Source organism: Chromatiaceae bacterium, assembly GCA_016714645.1.
Classification (GTDB): Bacteria; Pseudomonadota; Gammaproteobacteria; order Chromatiales; family Chromatiaceae; genus M0108.
Window position 1 is genome coordinate 513,680 of sequence record JADKCI010000001.1, and the last position, 18,920, is coordinate 532,599.

Below are 18,920 nucleotides of genomic sequence, written 5' to 3' on the forward strand. Positions count from 1 at the left end.
TTAAATTTGCAATTCGCTGGCCAGCCTTTGGAGTTTGCCGCGCACGGAACCGTCGATGACGAGATCATCGGCGCGGATCTCGACGCCGCCGATAAGGGATGCGTCCTGTTCGACGGTGAGTTCCACGTCCGCGTTCAACTTGGTCTTGATCGCCATTGTCAAAAAATCTCGCAGATTGGCGTCAAGGGCGTAGGCGGTGCGGATGTGGACCTGGCGCACGCCTTTATTCCGCGTCTCCAGTTCCTCGAAGACCTTCGCGATCTCTGGTAGCACCGAAAGGCGCTTGTTTTCGGCCAGTACCTTGACCAGATTGCGCGCCTCAGGCGCCAGGGTCTCGCCGCCCAGATCCAGCAGTATGTCTCGGGGCAAATCTCGCGGGATTTCCGGATTGGCGATTTGCGCCGCCATGTCCGGATCGCCGGCCAGTGCGCCGAGTAGGTTGAGGGCTTCCGACCAGGCCGGGATCTGTCCAGACTCCTGGGCGCAAGCAAAAGCTGCTTCCGCGTAGGGTCGCGCTATGGTGGTGATGTCTCCGGCCATGGGTCGCGTCCTAGATTTGCCTTGCGAAGGATTCCACCAGGGCCTTGTGAGCGCTGGCGTCGATTTCCTTATCCAGTATCTTGGCGGCGGCGGCTATCGCCAGATCGGCGACCTTGCCCCGCAGCGCCTCCCGCGCCCGGTTGGTTTCCTGATCGATCTCCGCCTTGGCGGCGGTAATCAGGCGTTCGCCTTCGGCGCGTGCGCCAACTTTTGCTTCCTCGACAATCTCGGCGGCGCGCTTCTGCGCCTGGGCGACAATGTCACCGGCCTGGTTTTTGGCCTCGATCATCAACTCCTTGGCCCGTTGCTGACCGAGTTGCTGATCTTGATGACCACGCTCCGCGGCGGCCAGGCCCTCGGCGATTTTACTCTTGCGCTCCGCCAAGGCGCCCACGATGGGGGGCCAGACGAACTTCATGCAAAACCAGACGAACACCGCGAAGGAGATCATCTGGAGGAACAGGGTCACATTGATATTCATGCCTTTGCCTCGTGATGGACGAGAAATGTAGGACCGGCGTGGGGCCGGATCCCCATTTAGACGGCAAACATCAAGTAGAGGCCCATGGCGACCGAGATGACCGGCAGGGCGTCCGTCAGACCCATAACAATGAAGAACTGAGTACGCAGCACGGGGATCAGCTCGGGTTGACGGGCGGAGCCCTCCAGGAAGCGGCCACCGAGGATGCCGATACCGATTGCCGCGCCGATGGCGCCCAAGCTGAGCATGAGGCCGGCGGCGATGTAAACCAGGGCTTGCGAGAGTTCCATGATTTTCCCTCTAGAGGTTGGGTGGGTCTGGGTTGAGAAGGTTTAGCGTCAGTGACTTTCTTGGTGGGCCATGTCCAGATAGACGATGGTCAGCACCATGAAGATAAAGGCCTGCAGCAGGATGATGATGATATGGAAGAGGGCCCAGACAAGCTGAAGAGCCCCTGCGCTGACACTCAATAGGACGCTGTGGCCGTACATGAGTGCGATCAGGATGAAAATCATTTCGCCAGCGTAGAGGTTGCCGAAGAGACGCAGGGCAAGCGAGATGGGTTTGGAAATGAGGTTGATGCCCTCCAGCACCAGATTGGCGGGGATACCCCACTTGCCAAAGGGCTGCAAAGCCAGTTCGCCGACAAACCCGCCGATTCCTTTGATCTTGATGCTGTAATAAATGATCAGGATGAAGACCGTCAGAGACATGCCAAAGGTGGCGTTCGGGTCCGTGGTCGGCACAATCCGCAGGTAGGCATGATGGGGATCGCCGCCAAAAAGCCCGACGAGGTGGGCAAAGGCTTGTGGAACCAGGTCGACGGGCAGCAGGTCCATCAGGTTCATGAAGAAGATCCAGACAAAGATGGTCAGGGCCAGGGGCGCGATCATGGGGTTAACCCCGCTGAAAGAGCCCCGCACATTCTCTTCGACGAAATCGATGATCCACTCGGCAAAATTCTGCATGGGTCCCGGGACGCCAGACGTGACATTGTCGGCGACCTTCTTGAAGAACCAGAGGAAGAGGATCCCTAAACCAACGGCCATAAACAGTGTATCGACATGGATGGCCCAAAAACCCATGGCCGAGGCCTCCTCGCTGGTTTGGGCGAAGGTCAAGCCACGATCAGGGAGGACCCCGAGGGTGAGATTGGTCAGATGGTGGTGGATATAGCCTTGCGCGGTTAGAGCTTCGGAAGCCATCGCCTGTCTCTCTTCAAGGTTTCGAACCGGCGCCCCAGTAGGGCGCGATCATCGCCGACATCACTTGCGCGGCGAAATAGGCTGCGAGCATGGCTGGTATGACCAGCCCCTGCACCTTCGCAAAGGCAAAAACAAAGATCCCGACCAGCAGGATCAGCTTACCAATCTCAGCCCCTACGATCTTTCCCAGCAGGGCTTCGGGCCGTCCCGCCCGGTAGGGTCCGAACACGGTGGCCGCGAACAGGGCCGTGGCCAGGCTGCAGGCCCCGCCGCCAATCAGGATGGACAGGGCGGCTTCTGGCGAAAAGGCCAGGCCAGACAGGGCGAAGACCAAGGTCAGCGCCACCTGGATTAGCAGCATGCGCAGGGGTACTTGAATCTGGCGGCCGCCAAACACCTTCATGCCGCTACCCCGCCTGGCGGTACCTAGCCACCTGTAACCCTTAAACCGCGCGTATTATAAGTCCCACTTATGCCTGGATCAATGCCCGAACCAGCCTGCCCATCAAACTCTTTGAATGGTGTATCGGAATCGATCCCCCCACAAGCCTTTATCACGATTTACTTGATGTGGGCCAAGATGCCGTCCAACTCGTCCAGGCTGTGGTAGGCGATGACCAGGCGACCGCCCCCCCGGTTGCCGGGCTGGATATGGACTTGGGCCCCGAGCCGGTCGGTAAGATCGTCTAGCAGTCTGCGGACGTCAGGGTCGACGGTCCCCGGGCGCGCGACGGGGGGTGTTCGGCCCTCTTCCTCCTGCTGCATCTGGCGCACCAGGCGCTCCGTCTCCCGCACCGAGAGGCCACGGCTGGTGACCTGGGTCGCGGCGGCACTCTGCCGCGGGCCCTTAATGCCGAGCAGGGCGCGGGCGTGCCCCATTTCCAATTGACCTCGTTCAAGGGCGCGCTTGACGTCGTCGTTGAGTTCCAGAAGGCGGAGCAGGTTGGTGACGCTGGCCCGTGATCGGCCTATGGCCTCGGCGATCTGGGCATGGGTCAGCCCGAATTCGCCCAATAAACGTTGCAGGGCCGAGGCCTCTTCCAAGGGGTTGAGGTCGGCACGCTGGATGTTTTCGATGAGGGCGATGGCCATGGCCGACTGGTCGTCGGCCTCCCGGATCACCACCGGGATTTCGCTGAGGCCGGCTTGTTGCGAGGCCCGCCAGCGGCGTTCGCCGGCGAGGATCTCGTAACGCCCGCCTGCCAGGGTGCGCACGACGATGGGTTGGATTACGCCTTGGGCGGCAATGGAATCCGCCAACTCCCGCAACCCTTCGGGATCGAAGTCACGTCGCGGCTGGAAACGGCCCCGTTCGATCAGATCCAGGGGGAGGCTGGTCAGGTTTCCCCTGGACTCGCTCGTATCCGGGGCGACATCGGCGGTGTCCGCTAGGTCGCTATCGTCCGTATTTCTCTCGTTCAGGCCGCCGAGCAGGGCATCCAGGCCGCGGCCAAGCCCCTTCTTCCTAACATTCATGCCGGGTCCTCGTATGGGGTTTGCTTAAGCGGTGTCATCGTCGGCATCAGGACGTGGCCGCCTGGCGTTTCTGCTGGCGGCGGAGCACTTCGCTGGCTAATGCGACATAGGCGATGGAGCCACGCGAGGCTTTGTCGTAGAGCAGGGCTGGCTGGCCATGACTCGGGGCCTCGGCCAGGCGCACATTGCGGGGAATGATGGTCCGATAGACATCTTCATTAAAGTGGGTGACGAGCTGAGTCGAGACCTGGTTGGCCAGGTTGTTGCGCGGGTCGTGCATGGTGCGCAGGATGCCTTCGATGGCCAGCCCGGGATTACGGGTCGCGCGGATCTGGGCGATGGTGTCGAGGAGGGCCGAAAGGCCCTCCAGGGCGTAATACTCGCACTGGATCGGGATCAGTACCCCTTGGGCCGCCACGAGGGCATTGACCGTCAGCATGTTGAGGGATGGAGGGCAGTCGATGATGACGAATTCGTAGGTGTCCCCCAGATCCGCCAGGACCTGCCGCAGGCGCCGTTCCCGTTGCGAGGTTTGCATGAGTCCCACCTCGGCGGCGGTCAGGTCGCCGTTGGCGGGGATCAGGTCGAAGCCGGGCACCGGCTCGTCAACCCGGATCACGCAGTCCCTGAATTCCAGGTCGCCCAGCATTAGTTCGCAGGCGGAATGCGTCAGTTCGCGTTTGTTGACGCCGCAGCCCATGGTGGCATTGCCTTGTGGGTCCAGGTCAAGTAGCAGAATCCTGCGCTTCATGGAGGCCAGGGACGCGGCCAGGTTGACCGCGGTGGTGGTTTTGCCCACTCCGCCCTTCTGGTTGGCGATAGCGATGGTTCTGGCCATAGAGGGGTTCAGTCCTGGCGGATCTCGATCAGGTGACGCTCGGCGTCGAGGAAGGGCACTTCCAGCCGGTGGATGACGGCGTTGTTGGGAGTCAGGGTGACAAGCGCCTCATTGGGCCGGCGGCCCTTCATCAAGAGCAGGCGGCCCGGGCTGGCGAGCAGCGGCTTGACCGCCAGCCTCAGGGTCTCTTGGTCGGCGACGGCCCGGGTGATGATAGTAGCGAATTTTTCCCCTGGCCGATATGACTCCAGCCGTGCCTGGACCACCTCAATATTTGCCAGCCCCAGGTCCATGGTGGCCTGACGGACGAAACGGACCTTCTTGCCGTTACTGTCGAGGAGGACGAATCTCCTCTCCGGCTCCAGGATGGCGAGGGGGAGGCCTGGTAAACCCGCCCCGGTCCCCAGGTCGAGCACGTTCGAACCCAGCAGGTAGGGGCTGACGGCCAGACTGTCGAGCAGGTGGCGGGAGACCATCTCCAGGGGATCGTCCACGGAGGTGAGGTTGTAGACGCGGTTCCACCGCGCCAGCAGGTTAATGAATTGGATCAGCCGGCCCCGCTGGTCCTGGCTGGGGTCCAGCTCAAGGGCCACCAGCCCGGCGTCGAGCCGGGCGTGGGTGGGGGTATGGGAGCCCTTCATGACACTCGCCATTCCGGATAGTCCTGCAACTGGATCGAGAGTCTCATGCCGAGCGCCGCCGGATATGGATGAGCAGCAGGGAGATGGCCACCGGGGTCAGGCCGGGGATGCGCGCCGCCTGTCCCAAGGTGGTCGGGCGGACCCTGAGGAGCTTTTCCCGGACCTCGGCCGAGAGGCCGCGGACCTGGTCGAAGGGGAAATCCGGGGGGAGGGCGGTCTCCTCCTGGGCGCGATGGCGATCGATCTCTTGCTGCTGGCGTTCGATGTAGCCGGCGTACTTGGCCTGGATGTCGAGTTGCTCGGCCACCTCGGGGTCCGTCACGCCGGGGCCCAGACCGGGCAGGGTCATCAAGTTTGCGTAGTCGACCTTGGGTCGGGCCAGCAGATCCAGGGCGCGGGCCTCGCGGCGCAGTTCGTCCCCCAGAACCGCCCGGGCCTGCTCGGGGTCGATGGTGGCGGGCCGCAGCCAGGCCTCTCGCAGCCGTTGGCGTTCCCGGGCGATGGCCTCGCGTTTGTCATCGAACCGGCGCCATTGCGCCTCGCCCACCAGGCCCAAGCGACGCCCCGTCTCCGTCAGGCGCAGGTCGGCGTTGTCCTCCCGTAGCAGTAGCCGGTATTCGGCGCGGCTGGTGAACATGCGGTAGGGCTCGCTGGTGCCGCGGGTGGTGAGGTCATCGACCAGGACGCCGAGATAGGCTTCATCCCGGCGTGGCCACCAGGGTGGGCGGCCCTGGACCCGCAGGGCGGCGTTAGCCCCGGCCAGCAGGCCCTGGGCGGCGGCCTCCTCGTAGCCGGTGGTGCCGTTGATCTGCCCCGCGAGGAAAAGCTGGGGCAGGTGGCGTGATTCCAGAGAGGGGTCCAGATCCCGGGGGTCGAAAAAGTCGTACTCGATGGCATAGCCGGGGCGGGTGATGCGGGCCTGTTCGCAGCCGCGCAGGCTGCGGACCAGGGCCTCCTGGACGTCGTAGGGGAGGCTGGTGGAAATGCCGTTGGGATAGACCTCTCTTGTCGTAAGGCCCTCCGGTTCCATGAAAATCTGATGGCTGGCCTTGTCGGCGAAGCGGATGATCTTGTCTTCGATCGAGGGGCAATAGCGCGGACCCACCCCCTCGATGAGTCCCGTGTAGAGGGGAGAACGCGAGAGTCCAGCGCGGATGATGTCGTGGGTCCGCTCATTGGTATGGGCGATGTGACAGCATACCTGGGGCGGGTGATCCTCGGGGCGGCCGAGGTAGGAGAAGACGGGGACTGGTTCGTCCCCAGGCTGCGCCTCCAGCAGGGCGTAGTCGATGCTGCGGCCGTCGATACGCGGTGGCGTCCCGGTCTTGAGCCGTCCCACGCTGAAGGGCAGGTCCCGCAGGCATCGCGCCAGGGCGTTGGCTGGCGGATCTCCGGCGCGTCCGCCCTCGTGGCTCGTCAGGCCCACGTGGATGCGCCCGGCGAGAAAGGTTCCCAACGTCAACACCACGCAGGGGGCGCGAAAGACCAGGCCGATCTTGGTGACGACCCCGGCGACCCGGCCCTCCTCGACCAGGAGATCATCCACGGCTTGCTGAAAGATATCCAGGTAAGGGGCATTTTCCACCGCGGAACGTACCGCAGCCTTATAAAGTATGCGGTCCGCCTGGGCCCGTGTCGCTCGCACCGCTGGCCCCTTGCGGGCGTTGAGGATGCGGAACTGGATGCCGGCCCGGTCCGTTGCCCGGGCCATCAGGCCGCCCAGGGCATCGATTTCCTTGACAAGATGTCCCTTGCCGATTCCGCCAATGGCCGGATTGCAACTCATCTGGCCGATGGTCTCGATGTTGTGGGTCAACAGCAAGGTGGGGACGCCCATGCGCGCCGCCGCCAGGGCGGCCTCGGTGCCCGCGTGGCCGCCACCGACCACGATGACGCTGTAACCTGGCTTAGAGGGCATACCACCCTCCTGCCTCAATCCTGTTGTGTCCTAGCGCGCGAGTATGCATCTAAATAGTGACTTGGGTTAGGTGCCCGGCTGCTGGTTAGCCGTCGGCTGGCCTGGGGGCGTTGAGTCGCCTAAACCGGTATATTACCCCGGTCGGGGCTCGATCTCGCCATTTCCCGCCCCGCTAGGAATCCTATTGGAGGTCTTTGCCATGCCAACCGCGAAAAGCGGCGCCGAGTTACCGGCGTCCTGCCTGGCTCTTCCGGGTGGGCAGTACCTCCTTGTCTCGCGGTTACGCCCGGATGTCTGCCCGGCGAATGGCCCTTTTCAGGCCCGGCCAGGCCGGGGTTTAGCCCATGGATAGCGCTTTGGCGAGGCAACTGGATGCGGCACTGCGGGCGGGCTCCGAAATTATTCTTGGCAAGGAGCGGGAACTGCGCCTGGCCATTGCCTGCCTGCTGGCGCGAGGCCACCTCTTGATCGAGGATCTGCCCGGGGTCGGCAAGACGACCCTGGCCCATCTGCTGGCGCGGCTATTGGGTCTGGATTATGCCCGCATCCAGTTCACCAGCGATCTGCTGCCCGCCGATATCATCGGGACCTCTGTCTTTGAGCGTGCCGCCGGGCGGTTTCGTTTCCACCCCGGCCCCCTCTTCGCCGAACTGGTCCTGGCTGACGAGATTAACCGCGCCACCCCCAAGGCGCAAAGTGCCCTGCTGGAGGCCATGGAGGAGCGGCAGGTGACGGTTGAAGGTGAAACCCACCCCCTGCCCGAGCCCTTTTTTGTTATCGCCACCCAGAACCCAGCCTTCCAAATCGGCACCTTCCCCCTGCCAGAGTCGCAGCTTGACCGCTTCCTGATGCGGCTGCGCATCGGTTATCCGGCGGAGGCCGCCGAGAAGGCCCTGCTGGCCGGGGAGGACCGGCGGGAGATGCTGGCCCGGCTGCAACCGGTCCTGGGCCAGGCGGAGATCCGTGCCCTGCAGCAGGCCACCGGTCAGGTCCACGCCGCTCCGCCGATTATTGACTACTGCTACGACATCATTGCCTTCACCCGGCGCTCGCCGCGCTTTCTGCTGGGCCTGTCACCCCGGGCCGGACTGGCCCTGCTGCGCGCCGCCCGGGCCTGGGCCCTGCTGGCGGGTCGCGACGCCGCTTATCCCGAGGACGTGCAGGCCGTGCTGGGTTCCTGCGTCGGCCATCGCCTGGAAGCCGGAGGGGAGTATGGCCTGGGCGGTGGTGACGAGGCCGCTGCCCTCATCCTGGATCAGGTGCCGGTGCGGTGAGGCTGGGGGAACGGCTGCTCGCCCTCTTTGCCGCCTATGTCCGTGTCTGTCCCCTCTCGCCGGGCGGTCAGGCTCGGGTTTTGCGCCGGGCCATTTATATCCTGCCCACGGGGGCCGGCCTGGTGTTCGGCGGCATCTTGATCCTCATGCTGCTGGGCTCCCTCAACTACCAGAATAATCTGGGGCTACTCTTTACCTTCCTGACCACCGCCATCGTCCTGGTATCGATGCACCATGCCTGGTTCAACCTGCTTGGGCTGGGGGTGACGGCACGGGCGGGCCCCCCGGTCTTCGCCGGCGACCCCGCCACCTTCGATCTCCTCATCAGCGCCGAGACCGTGCGCCCGCGCTGGGATCTGCGCCTGTCCACCGCAGGCCATGCGGCGCCGCCCACCGACCTGGAGTCGGGCGCTACAGCCAGTGCGCGCCTGCTATTGCCAACCCAGCGGCGTGGCCTTCGGCACCTCGGCCGGCTGACCCTGGAGACCCGCTATCCCCTGGGTCTGTTCCGGTCCTGGTGTTACCTTGAGACAGTGGCGGAGGTGCTGGTCTATCCCCGCCCCGCCGACCAGGCCACGGCACCGATGCCCACTGCCGCGGGTCGTGAGGGTGCCCGGGGGGACCGGGACCCTGGGGCGGATGACTTCGCCGGTCTGCGGGGCTACCGCCTGGGCGACTCGCCCCGCCAACTGGATTGGAAGGCCTATGGTCGGGGTCGAGGTTTGTTCGTTAAGCAGTTTGGCCGTGACCGCTCGGATCGGCTCTGGCTCGATTGGGAGCGGCTGCCCCCGGCGGACATCGAAACCCGCCTGAGTTGGCTGTGCCGTCAACTCCTGGATGCCACCCAGTCGGACCAGGACTTCGGCCTGCGCCTGCCCGGTCGCGAGATCGGCTTGGGGCGTGGCGAGGCCCAGATGCACCTCTGCCTGGGTGCTCTGGCGCGGTTTGGCCAGGCGCCTCTTGCCTCGGAAGATCCGAGCCCAAGCCAGTCCCGGTCGCGAACCTGGCGGGAACGCAAACCCGGATGGTGGCCTATTCGCACCCCGGCAAAGGGGCAGGGCTGATGTTGGGCCTCATCCCTCGGCCCCGCCGGCACTCATTCGAGCGGCCGCGCCCTGGCCAGATCGCGGCTGTCACGGGCCTCTATGCCATCGCCGGCCTGACCCTGATTCCACACCTGGCCCCGGCCGTCCTCGGCTACTTTTATCTGCTCCTCGCCTACCGGGCGGTCGCCGCACGGCTCCCCCGGCTTGAACCGGGTCGGTGGATTCTGCTGCCCCTCGCCCTGGTTGGGGTCCTCCTGGTTTACCGCCATTACGGTACCCTCGTCGGCCAGGAAGGCGGTTCCGCCCTGCTGACGCTGCTGCTGGCCCTTAAACTGCTGGAAATACGCAGTCCGAGAGACGTGCGGCTGCTGGCCATGCTCTTCGCCTTCTGGCTCGTGATCCACTTCCTCTTTGGGCAGTCATTCTGGGTTGCCCTCTTTCTCGGCGCCCTGCTGATCCTGGAAGTGGCGGTGTTGGCGGACAGTTCCCGGAGTCTACCTCGGCCCCCGCGCCAAGTGCTGGGTCTGGCTTTGCGGCTTGCCCTACAGGCCTTGCCGCTGACCCTGGTGCTCTTCATCCTCTTCCCCCGCCTGGACGCTCCCCTCTGGTCATTTCTCCCCGCCGAGGACCAAGCCCGCACGGGCATCAATGACTGGCTGGAACCGGGCTCGGTGAGTGAACTGGTCCTGGACGGCTCCCTTGCCTTTAGGGTTCGCTTCGACGGCCCCTTTCCCCAGGCCGAGGGGCTCTACTGGCGGGGCCCCGTGGCCTGGAATACTGACGGCCGGCGCTGGCAGGCCGCCAGGCCCGATCAGTTTTCCGGCCTGGCGGCGGTGCCGGCGCGGTTGGGAGGGGCCGTCAGCTATGAGGTGACCTTGGAGCCTAGCCGCCAGCGCTGGCTCTTTGCCCTGGACCTGCCGACAGGCACACCTGAAAAGGATGCCCAACTGACCCATGACTTTCAGTTGTTGGCCAAGGAGCCCATCAAGGAGACCCGCGTCTATCGGGTGACATCGGCGCCGGCCCAGGATACCGGTGGCTTGCCGGAGGAGCAGCGGGCCGCCGGGCTGGCGCTCCCGGCCAATGTCACGGCGCGGATGCGGGAGTTGGTGGGGGAATGGGCTGGGGTCTCCCCGGGTCCAGCGGCAGTGGTCCAGGCGGGCCTTCGCCATTTCAATCAGCAAGCCTTTTTTTACAGCCTTCGCCCCCCCCGGCTCGGGGATAACCCCGCCGATGAGTTTCTTTTCGAGACCCGTAAAGGCTTTTGCGAGCACTATGCCAGCAGCTTCGCCCTCCTGATGCGGATCGCCGGCATCCCGGCGCGCATCGTCATGGGCTTCCTGGGAGGCGAGCGCAACCCCTTGGGCGCCCACCTCATCGTGCGTCAGTCAGATGCCCACGCCTGGGTCGAGGTCTGGCTGGAGGGCCAGGGGTGGACCCGGGTGGATCCCACCGCCGCCGTGGCTCCGGAGCGCGTCGAGTCGAGTCCCGAGTTGACGGGCCTGGCCAGCGGCCGGCCCTTGCGTTTGCGCATCGGGGGCGTGACTGCCTGGGGGCGGATGGTCCATGGCCTGCGCCTCTTTGGCGATGCCTTGGACGAAAACTGGTACCGCTGGGTATTGGGCCTGGATCGCTCCCGCCAACAGGCCCTGCTCGACAGTATTGGCCTGGGCTGGCTGCGCGAATATGGCCTTGCCGTCCTCATGGTCCTGGCTGGCAGCCTGGCGATGGGTCTGCTGCTGGTGGCACTGCTCTGGCAGCCCCGCAGATCGCGACCGGACCCCCTGGGGCGCCTCTATCGGAAATTCTGTTCCCGCCTGGCTCGCGCAGGCCTTCCCCGCAAAGCCAACGAGGGGCCTTGCGCCTACGGTCAGCGGCTGGCGCTGTGGGAACCTAGGCTGGCCGTCGGTTGCCTGGCATTCACTGAGCGCTATGCCAAGCTGCGCTATGGTTGCGAACCTGTGGGCAAAGTCGATCTGGACTCTTTGAGCCGGGAGTTGCAAGCCACTCTTGCCATGTTGCGCCAGACCCGGCGACGGAGGTACCAAGCCTGGTGAATTGAACATCGCTGGCAGCCTTTCATAGCAGCTTTTCGATGGCCCGCACGACCTTGTCACTACCCGGCGAGGTGATGCTGGCGAAGTAATCCACATAATTCCCCTCGCGGTCGATCAGATATTTGTAGAAGTTCCACTTGGGGTAGGGGGCGCCCGCGGCGGCGAGGCGCTCGAAGAGGGGATTGGCCTTACCCTTGGTGACGCTGATCTTCTCGAACATGGGAAATTCCACCGAGTAGGTGAGGCGACAGAATTTCTGGATCTCCGCCTCGCTGCCAGGCTCCTGTTGCATAAAATCGTTGGAGGGGAAGCCAAGCACGACCAGGCCCCGGTCCTGGTATTTACGATACAGGGCCTCAAGGTCCTCGTACTGAGAGGTGAAACCACATTTGCTGGCGGTGTTTACCACCAGGATGACCTTGCCTCGATAGGCCTCGCAGAGGTTGACCTGCTCTTCTCCAGCCAATCGGCGGAGGCTGATATCCAGAAGGGGTGGGCACGCCGTGTTCGTAGGGGCGGTCGCGGGTTCCGCCGTGACGCCGCTGCTCATGGCGGCAAGGCCGAGGGCAAATAGTGCTGTCTTCACGTTGGGTTCTCCAGGTTGAAGAAGGATTCATGGTTACCTTTGGCTGTGGGTAACCCATTGGCATAATTGTTAATTATGACTTGAGGGTGCGCCGGCTATCGTTGAGTGGTAATTGATTCCCGTCAGGGGGGGCTGCTCACTTGCCTACGCAGAAGCTGGCGAATATTTTGCCCAGTAAATCCTCGGAGGTAAATTCACCAGTGATCTCCCCCAAAGCCTGCTGGGCGATACGTAGTTCCTCGGCGGTGAGTTCGGCGGCGTTGTCTGCCCGCAGGGCTGTTCTGGCCAGGCAGAGGGCTTCCCGGGCGCGGGTCAAGGCATCCAGATGGCGGCGGCGGGCAAGAAATGCGCCTTCAAGCTTTTCCTGGTAGCCGGCAATGTGCTTGAGGTGGGCGCGCAGGCTATCCAAACCGGTACCTTCTCTCGCGGATATAGCGATCTCCGTGCCCCTTATCGTCTGGGTAAGACCGGGGGGCCGGCCACTCAGATCGATCTTGTTACGGACCCAGGTAACGGGAATTTGGCTAGTAGGAGTAGGGATCTCGGTCGGTTCGAAGTCATGGCCTGCCGGATCCTGGCTGTCGTCGGATAGCCATAGGAGGGCATCGGCCTTGGCGATTTGATCGCGGGCGCGGCGGATACCTTCCATTTCCACCGGCTGGACCGAATGGCGTAGGCCGGCGGTATCGATGATGTGGAGCGGCAGGCCGTCGATCTGGATGTGCTGGTGCAGCAGGTCGCGGGTGGTCCCGGGAATCGCCGTGACGATAGCGGCATCGCTTCCGGCCAGTGCATTAAGCAGGCTGGATTTTCCAACATTCGGCGGGCCGGCGATGACGACCTGTATCCCCTCCCGGATCAGGCGGCCCTGGCGGGCACCCGCCAGGAGCTTATCGAGGCGGACTACTAGTTTTTCCAGATCGGCGGTGATGCTGGAATTGGCCATGAAGTCGATCTCCTCTTCCGGGAAGTCGAGGGCGGCTTCAACAAAGGCACGGAGGTGGATGAGCTCTTCAACCAGCTCGTGGATGCGGCGCGAAAATTCGCCTTGCAGGTTGCGTCCGGCGAGGCGGGCCGCCTCTTCGGTGCCGCTGGAGATCAGATCGGCTACGGCCTCGGCTTGAGTGAGATCGAGCTTGCCGTTGAGAAAGGCGCGTTCACTGAATTCTCCGGGGCGAGCCAGGCGTGCCCCCAGTGCCACTAACCGTTTGACTATCAAGTCCAGGACGAGGGGCCCCCCATGGCCCTGAAGCTCGAGGACATCCTCTCCGGTGAAGGAATGGGGGCCGGGAAAGAAAAGGGCCAGGCCCTGATCCAGGGCCACCCCCGTCTCATCCCGAAACCATCCCAGGGTTGCCTGACGCGGCTCGGGGATGCTGCCGAGGATGGCTTCGGCGATCAGGCATACCCCCGTTCCCGAGACCCGAACCACGCCGACGCCGCCAAATCCGGGCGGCGTGGCGATGGCGGCGATGGTGTCGGCCGCCATAGGTCTGGTCTCTAGGTTTCAGGCCTCAATGCTTGGCGGCGGCCTTTTCGATTTTGTCGGTGATGTACCACTGCTGGGCGATGGACAGCAGGTTATTGACCACCCAATAGAGCACCAGGCCCGAAGGGAAGAAGGCGAAGAAGACCGTAAAGACAAAGGGCAGGCTCATCATCACCTTGGCCTGGATGGGATCCGGAGGCGCGGGATTGAGTTTCTGCTGAACGTACATGGACACGCCCATGATGAGGGGCAGCACGAAATAGGGGTCTGGGGCGGAAAGGTTGTCTATCCAAAGCATGAAAGGCGCTTGACGCATCTCGACGCTTTCCAGCAGCACCCAGTAAAGAGAGATGAAGACGGGGATCTGCACCACGATGGGCAGGCAACCACCGAGGGGATTGATCTTCTCCTTCTTGTACATCTCCATCATGGCCTGATTCAGGCGCTCTTTATCATCGCCATAGCGGTCTTTCAGGGCCTGAATACGCGGAGTGATCTTGCGCATATTGGCCATGGACTTGTAACTGGTCTCGGACAGTTTGTAGAAGGCCAGCTTGATGAGGATGGTAAGAAAGATGATGGACCAGCCCCAGTTGCCAACTAAGGCGTGGATCTTGCTCAATAGCCAGTAGATAGGCTGGGCAATGATGGTCAGCAGGCCATAATCGACGGCCAAGTCCAGGCCTGGGGCTACCGAGGCTAGGGTGTCCTGGAGCTTCGGTCCAACGAAGATACGTTCGTTGAATTGGTATCTGGTCCCTGGTTCGATGGTGGCTGGGTTTGTATAGGTGCCAATGAGGAATTTGCCATCGTCGCGGGCGCTGGTGAAGAAGGTCTGGGGTTCCCCGGCTGGGGGCAGGGCCGCCACGAGGAAGTAGTGCTGAATGAGGGCGACCCAGCCTCCCGTTGCCTCCAGGGATAGGCGTTCAGCGCGCATATCCTCGAAGGGGACTTTCTTGTATTTGTCCTCGGGCGTGTAATAGACCCCGCCCGTGTAGGTATAAACAAAGCGGGTGGCTTCGGGGTCGTTTAGTTCGGTGCGCAGTATCTGCGTGTAGGACCGCGCCGCGAGTGGGGCCTTCGTTTGGTTGACGACCTCCTGGGTCAGGTCTATGACGTAGCTGCCTCGGGTGAAGCGATATCGCCGGTGGATCTCGACACCGGCGGGATCACTCCAAGAGAGCACTACTTCCAGTTCGTCTTGTCCCGGCTTGAGGGAGAAAGATTCCTGGGTGGCTTGGAAGGTCAGGGAGCGGCTGTCCGCCGGCAAAGGCCCGGTCTCGGGACCCCGCAAGCCGGATTCCACGACGAAGAAGTTGGGTGGTTCCGGCTTGAGCAGGCGGAATTTGGTTTCTTGGTCCCTGGGGCTCTGGGGATAATCGAGTAGCCTGGCGCTGATAATAGCGCCGCCGCGGCGTGCGATCTCCATGGAGAGCAGGTCGGTCTCGACGCGGATTGTACCCGTGGACCCAGCCCCCGACTCGCCCGCCGTGTTGATTCCGGCCATCGTCGGCAGGGTGGTGCTGGGGGGGGTATCCGTTGCCGGTATATACGGGGTTGGCGGAACGACTCCGCTATCGGCGCCTTTTTCCACTCTGCTCGGAGGGGTGGTCTGTTGCTGAATCACCTGGGGGTGGCCCCCTATGGGGCCATAGTCCTGCACCCAGGCTTGATACAGCAGCAGCAGGACGGCGGCTAAGGTGAAGAGGAGTACGAGTCGAAGATTATCCATGGCCAGTCACATCAGGGGTGCGGTCGGAGGGTTTTGGTCAGGAGGCTCACCTTGGGGTGAGTCGCGTCGGATTCTGGGTGGTACCGGATCGTAGCCGCCTTCATGCCAGGGGTGACAACAACCCAAGCGACGCAACGCCATCCAGGATCCCGCCAAGGCGCCGTGGATCTCGATACATTCCACGGCATAATGTGAACAACTTGGATAGAAGCGGCAGTGATTCCCCAACCATGGGCTGAAAAGGTATTGGTAAGCCCGGATCAAGCCAATCATTAGCTTGCGCATTGACGATTCTGGTTCACGATTTTCCAGTGGTTTTGGAGCGAAGCCAACAAGTCGGCCTTGGATGCCTTAACCGCTTTTGGTCGACACATGACGACGAGGTCAAAAGTTGCCAGCATGCTCCGATGCGTTCGAAAGCTTTCGCGGACGATGCGCTTCAGTCTGTTACGATCTACAGCTCCTTTGGCGCACTTTTTGGATATTGCTAATCCCAATCTCGCCAAGTTCCCTTCGGTGCTCGCGATTAGGACCGTAAATAAGCCGTCTGCTGACCGGTTTGACCCGGAGAAGACACAGCGAAATTCCGACGGTTTTAGTAGCCGTGCCTGTCGTGGAAAGCCCGTCGAGCCCGGCCCGACCTTCGATGGTGGGGCGTTACCCGCGTTCAGGGGCAGGGGCTTATTCAGGGAATCAGGCGTGCCCGGCCCTTCGAACGGCGGGACTGAAGCACCTTGCGGCCGTTGCGGGTGGCCATTCGAGCCCGGAATCCATGAGTGCGCGCGCGTTTGATGCGGCTGGGTTGAAAAGTTCTTTTCATAACTGGAATCTCCTCTGGAACCTGGCCGGCAGCCGCCGGGTGATGGCATATCTGTACGCGGAAAAATTACCTGGTCTTCCGCGAAAAAGATCGCAGAGTATAAGTTTCCGGGGCAGGAGGGTCAAACTAAATCTATCCTTCCCTCTGTATCCTGTCACTGCTAGGGCTAAAATATCGGTGTATGACCTTGTGGATAAGATGGCCCAAGGTCGGTAGACTCTATTCTTTCACGCGCGGTGTTGGCGTCCCGAGCGACGCCGAGGAGGGTGGGCTTTCGTGTCAGTTTGGGAAAAATGCGTCGGGTTTCTCAAGGGCGAACTTACTCCAGCCGAGTTCAATACCTGGATTCTTCCCCTCCAGGCGATTGAAGAGGGTCGGCGTGTACGCCTCTTCGCCCCTAATCGTTTTGTCAAGGATTGGGTTCACAAATCCTATCAGGATCGGATCCTTGAAGTTTGCGGTCGCCTAAGCGAGGGCGAAGTACAGGAATTGACCTTTGAGATTGGTTCCCTGAGGAGAGCCGATACCAGTGAGGCAAGATCAGTAAGCCCCACTCTGCCCAGAGATGATGTCTTGCCGGTGGAGACGAGTGGGCACAACCGGACGGATTCCAATCTCAATCCTGATTTTACTTTCGATACTTTTGTTGAGGGTAAGTCCAATCAGATTGCCCGGGCGGTTGCCATACAAATTGGCCAAAATCCGGGTGTAGCTTATAACCCATTGTTTATATATGGTGGTGTAGGGCTAGGCAAAACTCATTTGATGCATGCTGTTGGTAACGAAGTCCTGAACTCCAATCCGGCTGCCCGTGTCATCTATTTGCATTCTGATCGATTTGTGGGCGAAATGGTCAAGGCCCTTCAGCACAACCGGATAGACGATTTCAAGAAGCGCTATCGCTTCGTCAATGCCTTGCTTATCGATGATGTTCAGTTTTTTGCTGGCAAGGAGCGCACACAAGAGGAATTTTTCCATACCTTCAACGCACTGTTTGATTCTCGCCAACAGATTGTATTGACCAGCGACTGCTTTCCTAAGGAGGTTCCTGGTCTAGATGATCGACTGCGGTCCCGCTTCGGTTGGGGGCTTACGGTTCAGATTGATCCGCCCGACACCGAGACGCGGATTGCTATCCTGTATAGTAAGGCGAGACTGATGGGTGTTGAATTACCCGAGGACGTCGCCTTTTTTGTCGGCAAGGCCATTCGTTCCAATGTCCGGGAGTTAGAGGGCGCCTTGCGTCGTCTGGTTGCCAATTCCCAGTTCACCGGCGTCCCCATCAATCTCCCTTTTGCCCGGGATGCTCTACGGGATATGCTTGCGGCTCAAGACCGGCAGGTAAACATTGTCAATATTCAGAAGACAGTAGCCGAGTATTACAAGATCCGGGTTGCTGATCTGTTGTCCGCGAAACGGACGCGCAGTATAACTCGCCCACGACAGGTGGCCATGGCCTTGGCGCGGGAGTTAACCAAACATAGCCTTCCTGAGATAGGGAGTGCCTTTGGTGGGCGGGATCACACTACCGTCCTCCATGCCACGAATAAGGTCAAAAGCCTGCGCGAAGAGGATTCCGTCATCGAGGAAGACTTTAAAAACCTGTTGCGGATACTTTCATTCTGAAGCTTCTTAATCAGGTTATTTCTTCCGATATCCGGGCAATCAATCCTTCATAGTTATTTCCCAGTCAGGAGTAAACAAATCCCATGCACATTAGTACCCAGCGCGAGCGGTTGATCCAGGCACTGACGAAGGTTGGAGGTGTCGTTGAAAGGCGACAGACATTGCCCATTCTCGGTAATATCCATATTCATGCCGACGATGATGTCTTGACCTTTACGGGTACCGATCGTGAGCTTGAGATTCGTACCCGGCTTGCCGCCAGTGTGATCGAATCCGGGGATATCACTGTTCCGGCCCGGAAGTTTATCGACATCTGCAGAGCAGTCCCCGAGGATGCCGAGATTAGTTTTAAGCTGCAAAGTCAGCGGGCTAGTATTACAGCGGGCAAGAGTCGTTTTAACCTCAGCACTCTTCCGGCGGAAGATTATCCTCTAATGGAGACCTCCAGCGGAGATCAGAGCATTGAAGTTGAGCAGGGTATGCTCAAGGACTTATTTGACAAGACGGCTTTTGCCATGGCCAATCAGGATGTTCGTTATTACCTTAACGGGCTTTTCCTTAAAGTTCAGGCGGGGGGAATCACCGCCGTAGCCACCGATGGCCATCGTTTGGCGATGTTGGAGCAAGTCTTTGATCTCCCCATTCAGGAATCCATCCAGATTATTGTGCCCCGTAAGACGGTTCATGAACTCAATCGCCTTCTTGAATCGGGCGGTGAGCGAGTTCGACTCGATCTCTCCCCGCGAACCCTACGCGCCGTCATTGGTGATACCTTGCTAACATCTAAACTTGTTGATGGCCGTTATCCCGATTACGAACGTGTCATACCTCTTATGGCCGATAAGATTGCGATACTGGACCGCGATGCGTTACGTCAATCCTTACTTCGCACATCAATTTTATCGAATGAAAAATTTAAGGGTATTCGCCTTGGTTTTGGACCGAATGAATTGACCCTCCAGGCACACAATCCGGAACAGGAGGAGGCGGAGGAACATTTGGAAATTGAATACAGCGATGAACCGCTGGCAATCGGTTTTAATGTTGGATATCTGCTTGATGTGTTAAGCGTTATCGATGAGCAGCGCGTCGAAATTCGGTTTGCCGAGTCCAATAGCAGCGCCTTAATGCGTGGCGCTGGACGAAAAGATCAAACCTATGTTGTGATGCCCATGCTGCTTTGAGCACCTT

20 protein-coding genes are annotated in these 18,920 nt (G+C 61.2%); 5 read left to right on the plus strand and 15 right to left on the minus strand.

From position 1 onward, the window contains the following. The 9 genes from IPN92_02380 to mnmG all read right to left on the minus strand — a co-directional run bounded on the left by IPN92_02380 (window position 1) and on the right by mnmG (window position 7,099). Window positions 1-540 carry a F0F1 ATP synthase subunit delta gene (locus tag IPN92_02380; GenBank protein ID MBK8637163.1) on the minus strand — a complete coding sequence of 180 codons (540 nt, stop codon included), beginning with the start codon at window positions 538-540 and terminating at the stop codon, window positions 1-3. 10 nt (window positions 541-550) lie between these two features. Then, the gene (locus tag IPN92_02385; GenBank protein ID MBK8637164.1) at window positions 551-1,021 is read right to left on the minus strand and encodes a F0F1 ATP synthase subunit B; all 471 of its coding nucleotides are present in this window, start codon (window positions 1,019-1,021) and stop codon (window positions 551-553) included. A 56-nt stretch (window positions 1,022-1,077) separates the two neighbouring features. Then, window positions 1,078-1,311, minus strand: coding sequence for a F0F1 ATP synthase subunit C (gene atpE, locus IPN92_02390; protein ID MBK8637165.1), 234 nt, complete (start codon window positions 1,309-1,311; stop codon window positions 1,078-1,080). Between the two features lie 48 nt (window positions 1,312-1,359). Further along, window positions 1,360-2,226 carry a F0F1 ATP synthase subunit A gene (atpB, locus tag IPN92_02395; protein ID MBK8637166.1) on the minus strand — a complete coding sequence of 289 codons (867 nt, stop codon included), beginning with the start codon at window positions 2,224-2,226 and terminating at the stop codon, window positions 1,360-1,362. 13 nt (window positions 2,227-2,239) lie between these two features. After that, complete coding sequence (locus IPN92_02400) at window positions 2,240-2,629, minus strand: ATP synthase subunit I (protein ID MBK8637167.1); 390 nt, start codon at window positions 2,627-2,629, stop codon at window positions 2,240-2,242. Between the two features lie 158 nt (window positions 2,630-2,787). After that, complete coding sequence (locus tag IPN92_02405; protein MBK8637168.1) at window positions 2,788-3,702, minus strand: ParB/RepB/Spo0J family partition protein; 915 nt, start codon at window positions 3,700-3,702, stop codon at window positions 2,788-2,790. 46 nt (window positions 3,703-3,748) lie between these two features. After that, window positions 3,749-4,540, minus strand: a complete 792-nt coding sequence (locus IPN92_02410) for a ParA family protein (protein MBK8637169.1) — start codon at window positions 4,538-4,540, stop codon at window positions 3,749-3,751. Between the two features lie 8 nt (window positions 4,541-4,548). Next, window positions 4,549-5,181 carry a 16S rRNA (guanine(527)-N(7))-methyltransferase RsmG gene (gene rsmG / locus IPN92_02415; protein MBK8637170.1) on the minus strand — a complete coding sequence of 211 codons (633 nt, stop codon included), beginning with the start codon at window positions 5,179-5,181 and terminating at the stop codon, window positions 4,549-4,551. Window positions 5,182-5,224: 43 nt separating this feature from the next. Continuing rightward, window positions 5,225-7,099 (minus strand): tRNA uridine-5-carboxymethylaminomethyl(34) synthesis enzyme MnmG, encoded by a 1,875-nt coding sequence (gene mnmG / locus IPN92_02420; GenBank protein ID MBK8637171.1) that lies wholly within the window; start codon window positions 7,097-7,099, stop codon window positions 5,225-5,227. A gap of 356 nt (window positions 7,100-7,455) precedes the next feature. Here mnmG and IPN92_02425 point away from each other — a divergent pair, with 356 nt between their 5' ends. From IPN92_02425 to IPN92_02435, 3 genes are read left to right on the plus strand one after another with little or no spacing between them, the layout of a single operon-like run. Then, a complete protein-coding gene (locus IPN92_02425) occupies window positions 7,456-8,373 on the plus strand; it encodes an AAA family ATPase (protein ID MBK8637172.1) in 918 nt (305 codons plus the stop codon). Beyond that, window positions 8,370-9,437, plus strand: a complete 1,068-nt coding sequence (locus IPN92_02430; GenBank protein MBK8637173.1) for a DUF58 domain-containing protein — start codon at window positions 8,370-8,372, stop codon at window positions 9,435-9,437. Before IPN92_02425 ends, IPN92_02430 begins: the two co-directional genes overlap by 4 nt. Beyond that, window positions 9,437-11,476 (plus strand): DUF3488 domain-containing protein, encoded by a 2,040-nt coding sequence (locus IPN92_02435; GenBank protein MBK8637174.1) that lies wholly within the window; start codon window positions 9,437-9,439, stop codon window positions 11,474-11,476. Before IPN92_02430 ends, IPN92_02435 begins: the two co-directional genes overlap by 1 nt. Before the next feature lie 22 nt (window positions 11,477-11,498). Here the strand turns inward: IPN92_02435 and IPN92_02440 are convergent, their stop codons facing one another. From IPN92_02440 to rpmH, 6 genes are all read right to left on the minus strand, one after another. Further along, window positions 11,499-12,026 carry a glutathione peroxidase gene (locus tag IPN92_02440; GenBank protein ID MBK8637175.1) on the minus strand — a complete coding sequence of 176 codons (528 nt, stop codon included), beginning with the start codon at window positions 12,024-12,026 and terminating at the stop codon, window positions 11,499-11,501. 172 nt (window positions 12,027-12,198) lie between these two features. After that, window positions 12,199-13,551, minus strand: coding sequence for a tRNA uridine-5-carboxymethylaminomethyl(34) synthesis GTPase MnmE (gene mnmE / locus IPN92_02445; GenBank protein MBK8637176.1), 1,353 nt, complete (start codon window positions 13,549-13,551; stop codon window positions 12,199-12,201). Window positions 13,552-13,576: 25 nt separating this feature from the next. Next, window positions 13,577-15,283 (minus strand): membrane protein insertase YidC, encoded by a 1,707-nt coding sequence (gene yidC, locus IPN92_02450; protein ID MBK8637177.1) that lies wholly within the window; start codon window positions 15,281-15,283, stop codon window positions 13,577-13,579. Window positions 15,284-15,289: 6 nt separating this feature from the next. Continuing rightward, window positions 15,290-15,568: a membrane protein insertion efficiency factor YidD gene (yidD, locus tag IPN92_02455; protein MBK8637178.1), complete on the minus strand. Its 279-nt coding sequence runs from the start codon at window positions 15,566-15,568 to the stop codon at window positions 15,290-15,292. After that, entirely contained in the window at window positions 15,556-15,954 is a 399-nt protein-coding gene (rnpA, locus tag IPN92_02460) for a ribonuclease P protein component (GenBank protein MBK8637179.1), read from the minus strand. Before rnpA ends, yidD begins: the two co-directional genes overlap by 13 nt. Window positions 15,955-15,968: 14 nt before the next feature. Continuing rightward, the gene (gene rpmH, locus IPN92_02465) at window positions 15,969-16,103 is read right to left on the minus strand and encodes a 50S ribosomal protein L34 (GenBank protein ID MBK8637180.1); all 135 of its coding nucleotides are present in this window, start codon (window positions 16,101-16,103) and stop codon (window positions 15,969-15,971) included. Between the two features lie 276 nt (window positions 16,104-16,379). Here rpmH and dnaA point away from each other — a divergent pair, with 276 nt between their 5' ends. Together dnaA and IPN92_02475 are read left to right on the plus strand one after the other, a co-directional pair. Then, a complete protein-coding gene (gene dnaA, locus IPN92_02470; protein MBK8637181.1) occupies window positions 16,380-17,729 on the plus strand; it encodes a chromosomal replication initiator protein DnaA in 1,350 nt (449 codons plus the stop codon). A gap of 83 nt (window positions 17,730-17,812) precedes the next feature. Then, window positions 17,813-18,913 (plus strand): DNA polymerase III subunit beta, encoded by a 1,101-nt coding sequence (locus IPN92_02475; protein ID MBK8637182.1) that lies wholly within the window; start codon window positions 17,813-17,815, stop codon window positions 18,911-18,913. The last annotated feature ends 7 nt before the right edge of the window (window positions 18,914-18,920 follow it).